At 53.7% G+C, this 8330-nt stretch carries 8 protein-coding genes, 1 tRNA gene and 1 pseudogene; 5 read left to right on the top strand and 5 right to left on the bottom strand.

The annotated features are described in order from the left end of the window. A pseudogene (locus tag ABYV26_RS15580) lies at positions 1 to 719 on the bottom strand (urocanate hydratase); the annotation flags it as partial. Between the two features lie 176 nt (positions 720 to 895). Here ABYV26_RS15580 and ABYV26_RS15575 point away from each other — a divergent pair. Beyond that, positions 896 to 1747 (top strand): tetratricopeptide repeat protein, encoded by an 852-nt coding sequence (locus tag ABYV26_RS15575; RefSeq protein WP_372682278.1) that lies wholly within the window; start codon positions 896 to 898, stop codon positions 1745 to 1747. A 28-nt stretch (positions 1748 to 1775) separates the two neighbouring features. Here the strand turns inward: ABYV26_RS15575 and ABYV26_RS15570 are convergent, their stop codons facing one another. Next, positions 1776 to 2240, bottom strand: a complete 465-nt coding sequence (locus ABYV26_RS15570; protein WP_372682277.1) for a GNAT family N-acetyltransferase — start codon at positions 2238 to 2240, stop codon at positions 1776 to 1778. A gap of 133 nt (positions 2241 to 2373) precedes the next feature. Here ABYV26_RS15570 and ABYV26_RS15565 point away from each other — a divergent pair, with 133 nt between their 5' ends. From ABYV26_RS15565 to ABYV26_RS15550, 4 genes are all read left to right on the top strand, one after another. After that, a complete protein-coding gene (locus tag ABYV26_RS15565; RefSeq protein ID WP_372682276.1) occupies positions 2374 to 3348 on the top strand; it encodes a 4Fe-4S binding protein in 975 nt (324 codons plus the stop codon). 177 nt (positions 3349 to 3525) lie between these two features. Next, the gene (gene cysQ / locus ABYV26_RS15560; RefSeq protein WP_372682275.1) at positions 3526 to 4380 is read left to right on the top strand and encodes a 3'(2'),5'-bisphosphate nucleotidase CysQ; all 855 of its coding nucleotides are present in this window, start codon (positions 3526 to 3528) and stop codon (positions 4378 to 4380) included. Positions 4381 to 4451: 71 nt separating this feature from the next. Then, a tRNA-Val gene (locus tag ABYV26_RS15555) sits at positions 4452 to 4526 on the top strand. Between the two features lie 786 nt (positions 4527 to 5312). Then, entirely contained in the window at positions 5313 to 6131 is an 819-nt protein-coding gene (locus ABYV26_RS15550) for a dockerin type I domain-containing protein (protein WP_372682274.1), read from the top strand. 503 nt (positions 6132 to 6634) lie between these two features. Here the strand turns inward: ABYV26_RS15550 and ABYV26_RS15545 are convergent. The 3 genes from ABYV26_RS15545 to ABYV26_RS15535 all read right to left on the bottom strand — a co-directional run. Next, entirely contained in the window at positions 6635 to 7072 is a 438-nt protein-coding gene (locus ABYV26_RS15545) for a heterodisulfide reductase-related iron-sulfur binding cluster (RefSeq protein WP_372682273.1), read from the bottom strand. A 78-nt stretch (positions 7073 to 7150) separates the two neighbouring features. Beyond that, positions 7151 to 7855, bottom strand: coding sequence for a 4Fe-4S dicluster domain-containing protein (locus ABYV26_RS15540; protein WP_372682272.1), 705 nt, complete (start codon positions 7853 to 7855; stop codon positions 7151 to 7153). Positions 7856 to 8099: 244 nt separating this feature from the next. Further along, positions 8100 to 8330: hydrogenase iron-sulfur subunit (locus ABYV26_RS15535; RefSeq protein WP_372682271.1), on the bottom strand; the 231-nt coding region annotated here is incomplete at its 5' end.

Below are 8330 nucleotides of genomic sequence, written 5' to 3'. Positions count from 1 at the left end.
GGGACCCCACACATCTTGCGGCCGGCTCCCAGCAGCGTATTGTAGGTGCCGTGGACGATACCCTGGGGGCCGATATACATCCAGCCGCCGGCGGTCATCTGGCCGTATGAGGAAACGCCCATCTGGGCGGCAATCTCCCAGTCGTCCGGATTGTCATAAAGCCCCACCATCAGGCCGTTGGTGATGATGGTCCGGGGGGTGTTCGGGCCGGAGCGGAACAGCCCCAAGGGGTGGCCGGACTGGACCACCAGGGTCTGGTCGTCGGTGAGCGCCTGGAGATATTTTTTGATCAGCCGGAACTGCATCCAATTCTGGCAGACGCTGCCGGTCTCACCATAGGTGACCAGTTCGTATGGGTAAAGGGCCACGTCGACATCCAGGTTGTTGTCCATCATCAGCTGGAAGGCGCGGCCGGCCAGGCAGTTGCCCCTATAGTGCTCGATGGGCAGGGCCCGGATCTCGCCTTGGGGACGAAAGCGGTAGCCATAGATGCGCCCGCGGGTTCTCAGCTCCGCCAGAAACTCGGGAATCAGGGTGGCGTGATGCTTGACGGGCAAATAGCGAAGGGCGTTTTTCAGGGCCACCGCAGTCTGGCTCCGGCTGAGCCGGAAACCCCGGTCCGGTGCACGGCGAACACCGGGGTGGAACTCTGGCGTCTGAGGCAATGGGCCGTCCAGACGAATTTTCATGGCTTCGGAGACATCAATATGGGTCAGCATGGAAACTCCTCGTTTTTAAAAGCCAGATAGTTTGTATGTACATTTTATAAATTCACTATACAACAATGTCACCTCGAGCGCCATATCGACCGCCCCCCCGGCACCGGATTCGGCCATTGACCGGCTATTTCAATGGCCCGGCGGATGTGGTAGATAGATCAAATAGGAGGTCCTCCATGGCCCAATCCCCCACCGACCAATGCATCGTGCTGCCTTTTCGAGCCGAGAACGGGCATCCGTTTGACGGTACCGGCCTGGCCCTTCATTTTCTTGTGGGAAACGTCCTGGCCCTGCACACCGGCCTCAAGGAAATGTGGTTCGGCTGGCGGGTAAAAAAGATTTTTCCGGAACAGGCGGCCTTGCAGCGCTACTGCCGCGATGCGACCGACAAACTGGATCTGCTTCAGGTCAGCCAGTCTCAGCAGGTGCGCCTGTGGATCTACGGCAAGTATTCGGACCCAACGGTAGGCCTTCACTTTTTCGACGGACAGGCACCGGATGTCCGCCGCACGCCTGTCGAGCTGCCGATATCGATTGAGGACGGATGGATCGGTTTTCGCACCCTGTTGTTGGAATGGCTGGAATCCATGGGCCGGCCCATGCCCAAAGCGCAGGTCCAGGCAGCACTGTGGCCCGAAACCCTCGGCCGTCAAGGCTTGGACCTCGTGGGTCGGGCGCTGGAAGGGTTTTATATTCATTCGGCCTATGGGGGCGACGGCCTTTTAGATGCCTCACCGTTTGAAAAGGCAGTCGCCGAGGCACCGGAATCGTTCATGGCTCATGACCTTTACGGCTGGGCGCTTTTCCGCAACAAGGACTATACAGCGGCAAAGCGTGCATTCCTCACTGCACTGAGAATCAACCCCGCGGGCAATGGGGCCATGTCCGGCCTGATGTGGTGCGGGGTTTACGGCAAAGATTTGGAAGAAGCCATGTTCTGGTCCGGCCGCAAGGCCGATGTCTGCCGCCAGGACGTTCGGGCGGCCCGCGAGGCCGGTCGACGGCGGTACGAAAAGGCCAACAAGTAGGGAAACCGGCTCAGCCTGCGATTGTTCATCACAGCACCCGCTCTAAATATACTACCCCGGGAAGGGGATTATCGTAATAGGGCGGGCACGGTCGAAAACCCAAGGCGGCGTAAAGGGAGAGCGCCGTTCCCAGCTTTTCCAGCGTGTCCAGGCGCATCCGCGCATATCCGGCGGCGCGGGCGCGTTCCATCACGGTTAAGGCCAGTTTTTTGCCGATGCCTTGCCCCAGATAGGCGGGTCGGACAAATAACCGTTTCATCTCGCACACGTTTCCGTTCAGTGGACGCATGGCCACGCAGCCGGCCGTCTCTCCGTGTGCCGATGCCAGCAGCAGAACGCCCCGGGGCGGAGCGTACTTGCCGGGTAGGTTTGCCAGTTCCTCCTCGAAGTGCTGAAAGCAGAGATCCACCTGGAGAAACGCTTCGTATTCGCGAAACAGATCTCGAATGGTCTGGATGTGAGATGGGGTTGTCGCCTGTTCAACTTCGATCATGGCGGATATCCGTAGTTGGCGATTGACGTCCCATCTTATTACGGATTGTGCCAAATGTGAAGCCATAGGAGGGCGCTTCGTTTGCGCTATCCCTCGATTGATTATCACTCTCCATGACGGTACCGTAGCAACCATGAACGAATTGTTTGACATCTGTGGCATACCGGCATTTCTCGAACCGTGGATCAGCCGGTTCTACACGCCGTTGGAAATTGACCTGCTGACAGTCCTGAACGATCAGTCGATGACGGTCGATGAAATCCACCATCAGCTTGGAGCCGAATCAATTGACCGCTTTCTCGCGCGTGCCTGGCGGCGCGGGGTGGTCCGACGCCTGGACGACGGCCGGATCGCCCCGGCAAATTTCCATGTGCGTTTTGAAAGCTGGGCCCTGTTCGAGGGGTGGCATGATCTTCCGGAAGATATCAAAGACCGGTTGAACCGCTGGGAGTTGGCCTACTACACGGCGAAACACCGCGCCACGGTGGCCTCGCTCAAGGCCGGCCAGCCGAGACCCACGGAGGACGCCTGCCCCGAATACCTGCTGCTGGAAGAAGTTGCCTGTCTGTTTGAGCGCATCGAACGATTCTACCTGTGGCCGTGCAACTGCAGGGCCATGGTCCGCGGATGCACCCTGCCACAGTTGACCTGCATCCGCTTTTCCAACGCCCGCGGCATTGGTTGGGAAATCTCACGGGATCGGGCCCTGTCTGTGGTAAAGGCGGCCAACCGGCAGGGTCTCATGCAAAGCGCCGAACTGGCCGTGGACAACCAGGGCCGGTTGGATGGCGCCCTTTGCAACTGCTGCAATGACTGCTGCTTTCCCCACCAGCTGGCCAGGGTTCTCGACGCTGAGAAAATCTGGCCCCTGAGCCGTTACCTGGCTGATTTATCACCGGAACCGTGCAATGGCTGCGGACGCTGTGTGCGCCGATGCCCCTTTGACGCCATCTCCCAGGCGAAGAAAAAAAAAGGACTGCCGCCATCGACGCCCGTCATCCAGACAACGCTTTGCCGGGGGTGCGGGGTGTGCGCCACCGGCTGCCACCAGAAGGCCATTCGCATGCACAAAATCAGGGAATCGCTGCTGGAAGCGTATTATTCCTAACGCATTCAGGGTGAGTCGAAAAAAGAGGAAGCGGTCGTCGTCGAACCGGTGATCGACAAGATTGGGCTCCGGGTATCGGTGGCGCGATCATTTTCAGCCGCTCTCAAAGGCGTATCGGCGCCGGTGAGGCTGCACTGCACGCCGTCAATCCTGACAAAACATCAGAAAGGTGATCCAGTGACTGAAAACCGAACATTGTGGCTGCAAACTGCGATTCTCAGCGCCGTCAAGGCCGGCAAGGCTATCCTCGAGGTCTATGAATCAGCTGACATGGGGGTGGAACATAAAGCGGACAACTCTCCCCTGACACTGGCGGATCGCCGTGCCCACAGCATCATCAAGGCTGATATCAGCGGCTTCGGTATCCCTGTGCTCAGCGAGGAGGGGCGCGACATCCACTTTGCGGAACGCAAACAGTGGCCGCGCATGTGGATCGTCGATCCGTTGGACGGCACGAAGGAATTCATCAAACGCAATGGAGAATTTACAGTAAACATCGCCCTTGCGGAAGGGGGCGCGCCCACCATGGGGGTCATTTATGTTCCGGTGAGCGACACCCTCTACTTTGCCGATCGCCAACTGGGCGCGTTTAAGATCGATGCCTGTCAACAGCATGGGATCGGCGAGAGGCTGCCCGGCGGCACTGGCGGTGTGGAATGGGTGATGAATCATGCGGTTCGCATACCCCTTAAACGGGAGAAGGACCGGCCCTTTACGATCATGGGGAGCCGCTCCCACGCCACACCGGATCTGGAAGCTTACGTGGAAGCCATGCGGAAAAAACATGGCCGGGTGGCATTCATTTCGTCGGGTAGCTCCCTGAAAATATGTCTGGTGGCCGAGGACCGGGCGGACATCTATCCCCGGTTGGGACCCACCATGGAGTGGGATACGGCGGCCGGCCAGGCCATCGCCGTTGCCAGCGGCGCACAGGTGATTCGCCATGACGACGGCAGCGCCCTGACGTACAACAAGGAGAACCTGCTCAACCCGTGGTTTATCGTTAAAAGGACGCAGAGCGAAAGGGCTTGACCAAGTCTCGGCATAAAGAAAAAACGCTTGACTTCACAAACCCTGGCCTTCTATATGTAGAATCACTTTTCGGGCGATTAACTCAGCGGGAGAGTGCCACCTTCACACGGTGGAAGTCACTGGTTCAAATCCAGTATCGCCCACCACGACTATCAAGGGTTTGCAAGCACTAAGCTTGTCAGCCCTTTTTTTATGGGTGTTTGGTGACATACGGGTGTGTGAATGGTTGTATGGTGTGAATTTGAAGGAATTAAAAATTTCATATTTTAAACGCCGGCTACCATTTTGCTACCGGTTGCCGAAAAAATGGTGTTTTCCTGCCGACAAGCAGACTCCTGATTGACCGGATTCATCAAATGCGCACAGACATTCGGCCATCCTATGAAAAAAAATGATACCTCAATTGGATGCCACGTAGGGGGCATTCGAATAGTTTCCCAAGATATATGAAACTACTTTCATATTGAGTAATTATTTCGCCACCACATTGTTCTAATTACAAAATATTTACAAATTTATCTATCTGTTATTAAATTGAATTTTACAATGTGATATTTAGATCATTAACTGTATGGTTTTTGCATGTATCTGAGTGTGGGCCTAAGCTTCATATTTTTTAGATAATGGAATCTATCGGCCAAACCGGGACGTAGAGCCACGAGTCTAATTTTATAAGTTGTCAATTGCCGATTATAGAAAGCACAACTATCCAAATAAAATTAGTAGAAAATTTGTGCTTGGGGCACTAGAGCAAAAAATTTAGTCGCAGGAGCCGAAGTTGATATACGCTGCATCGTTGGTGATACTCATTACAATATGGCTGATTAAGTTGGAAAATCAAAACTACCTGTAATTATATAAGATTAAGGTGGGTCGGTTTATGTGCAATATAGTTGATAGACCGATAGAATGATACATCGGGGGAGGTACTAATGCCTGTGTTTAATCTTGCGATGCGGTTTACAGTTTTTCTTTTGGTCGTCATGCTGCCCCAAACGGTGTGCCATGCTCTTGACATATCTATAGATCCTCTGAACGCTCAAAGAAGGGTCGGCAATCATGTCACCGTCTATATTTATGCCACCAACGCGATAGATCTTATCAGCATGGGGGTGAAGGCGTCCTTCAACCCACGTGTTCTTGAGGCTGTCGAAGCACATAAGTACGAAGATTTCGATAATGGCTGGGTGATGGATGCTGATGCTGATCCAGACTCAACCAATGATCAATTCACCCTTCCGGCAGTGGAGATCGTTAACTACATTGATGATAACGACCCTGCAAATGACATTGGTGAGGTCATCATGATTGGTGGGCGTCTGATGGGTGACCAGACTGCTGGATTGACCGCTGAAAAACTGCTGTTGGGGTGGATCGTTTTCAAGGCAATCGGTATCGGCGATAGCCCACTTGACATTGACTTAGCCCGATACCATCCGGACCACCCGAACCAGACATTTGATAATTTCGTCCGGCTTGGCGGTCAAGTCGATGAACCCCTAAATGTGCCTAATGAATTTGCATCGTTTTGTGTCAAACCAGATGCCTGTGAAGCCGATTCAAACGGAGATGGTCTGGTTAATTTGCTCGATTTCGGAAAATTGAGAGCTGATTACGGCAAAGATTGCACATCGTCGCCGGAAGCGCCTTGTGTAGCTGATTTCAATGGGGATGGTATAGTTAATCTCCTTGATTTTGGCTTGCTGCGCCGTGATTATGGCCGCAAGGATTGCCTCACATGTAATCCGTAGCATAGACTGCAATTATCCAAACCAGTCAAAATCGCTGGGGGATATAGGTTAACTATATGTTATCATAGAGAATGGGGTAATTTGAAATTTTGCATGTACAGTCGGGTCCCGCTCGTCTGTTCATTAATACAATGGTGATGTAGATGGATCCGGTCTATCCGTTTTTTCGGGGGTTTTGTTATTGGTGATTTAATGGCGGACTTTAATGATAATGGCATGATAGATGCCGAAGACTTAGCATTTTCTAAAGTGAATTACGGCAGATTGGATTTCACTTTTTAATCTCAATAAATTATCAACTTTTTTGCATTGAATTTTAATTGCGAAACTTCAGTTATTTATTTCAGTACGTTATCGTACAATTTTTTTTTATTGAGCATGATATCAGGTGCCTTTACACGGTGGAAGTCGCTGGTTCAAGTCCAGTATCGCCCACCAGGAACCCCACGGATTTACAGGCATAAGGATTATAAATCCTTTTTTTATGGGCGGTTGACGGCGCATTACCTGATCAGGCAGTCGGCCACCAATTCCCAGAGGTATTTAACGGGTAGGTCTTGCATGTCGTAGGCCGCCTTGATGCTGTTGATCTGGCCATGGCAGCTGTGGCACGGCAACACCAGCATCCGGGCGCCCGTTGCCCGGATCTGCTCCATTTTGCGGCGGCCATAGAAGATCCGTTCGTCGTTGTATCCCGTGGTCAGCGCACCGCCGCCGCCGCCGCAACAGATCTGGTGCAGCCGGTCGGGATGCAGATCGACCCAATCTTCAAGGCACTGGTCCATGATCCATCTGGGCTCTTCAAAATAACCGTGACCGAAGCGTTTCTTGGCCCGTCTGCCATAATTGCAGGGATCGTGATAGGTGGCTTTCACATCGAAGCGCCGGCGGTCCAGGCGAATGCGCCCTTTTTTGATATACTCGATGAGCAGGTCGAACACGGTAACTGTTTTAAACTCCTCCAGGGCTTCGGGAAACCATTTTTGCAGACCAAACCTGGTCGCCAGATAGGCGTGCCCTCACTCGGGCCACAGCAGCGTATCGACCTCCAATCGGCGCATATTCTCAACGATGCGGCCGGCCATGATTTTTATGGCTTGATCGTCACCGGTGAAATAACCCCAACTGGTTCCCTCCCAGTTGTCCGACGCCACGGTCCAGTCTTCTCCGGCGGCATGAAAGATTTTCCACCACGGCTTGAGGTCCTCGGTGTGGGTGTTGACCAATTTATTGTGGACCGTGGTGAGCAATCGTGCGCCGGTTTTGTCGATGGGCACGCTAAATCCTTCGAAACCTGGTTCTTCTGCGACCTCCTCGGCCACATCTTGCAGGATGAAGACAAAGTCTTCTTTGGGCAGGGAGAGATTGTTGCCGGTTTCGAGGGCGGCGGTCAGGCCTTTGTATAAAATCCCCGGTACCTGCCGCCCTTCCCGCAGGGACCGGATACGCCGGGTGATATCGGCGATATCGATGCCCATGGGGCAAATCTGTTCGCATTTGCCGCACATGGTGCAGATCCAGGGCCATCGGGATTGGGCCACCCGGTCCACCATGCCCAAAGAGACCATGCGCACCATCTTCCTGGGGTCATAGTCATCCACCCCGGCCACCGGACAGGCACTGGCGCACATGGCGCATGTCAGGCAGACATCCTGCGCATAGGGCCAGTCTTTGCAACAGGCTGAATTCAATGCTTCCAGGCGGTTCGGTCGATCTTTGGCCATCGCCGTCTTCCTTCGATAGATGGTTCAACAATGACAGATTCGTAAAAAACCCGATATCTTCGTTACGCTTCATCCCTCGTCACTGCGGAGTACGCCAAGTACACCTCATTCCTCGGGATTCGCAAGCCTTGATCTCGGGTTTTTTACGAATCTGTCTGAAATGTGGCTTTTTTCAAATACATCAAAAATCGGTTTAATAAAGGCCGGTACGCGTGCAGCTGTCGGATCGGGTGCCGGGAGCCAATCAGGAGGCGCTGAGTGCCTTGATCCGATCCGCAAACGCGTTAATCATCCAGCTGAATTCATTGCCCATATTAGCCGCCACCGAGGCGATGTTCAGCCGACTGACGTCCACACCGGCCTCCTTCAACAGATTCCGGACCGAATCGGCTCTCTTGCGGGCCACTTGATTACCGATGTCCGATCGGCAGTTGTCAGTATGGCAGGTGCAGAGCATCACGCCATCTGCACCGGC

Origin of the sequence: Desulfosarcina sp. (genome assembly GCF_041551955.1) — a bacterium.
GTDB lineage: Bacteria > Desulfobacterota > Desulfobacteria > Desulfobacterales > Desulfosarcinaceae > Desulfosarcina.
This window is presented reverse-complemented; position numbering and strand designations above follow the sequence as displayed.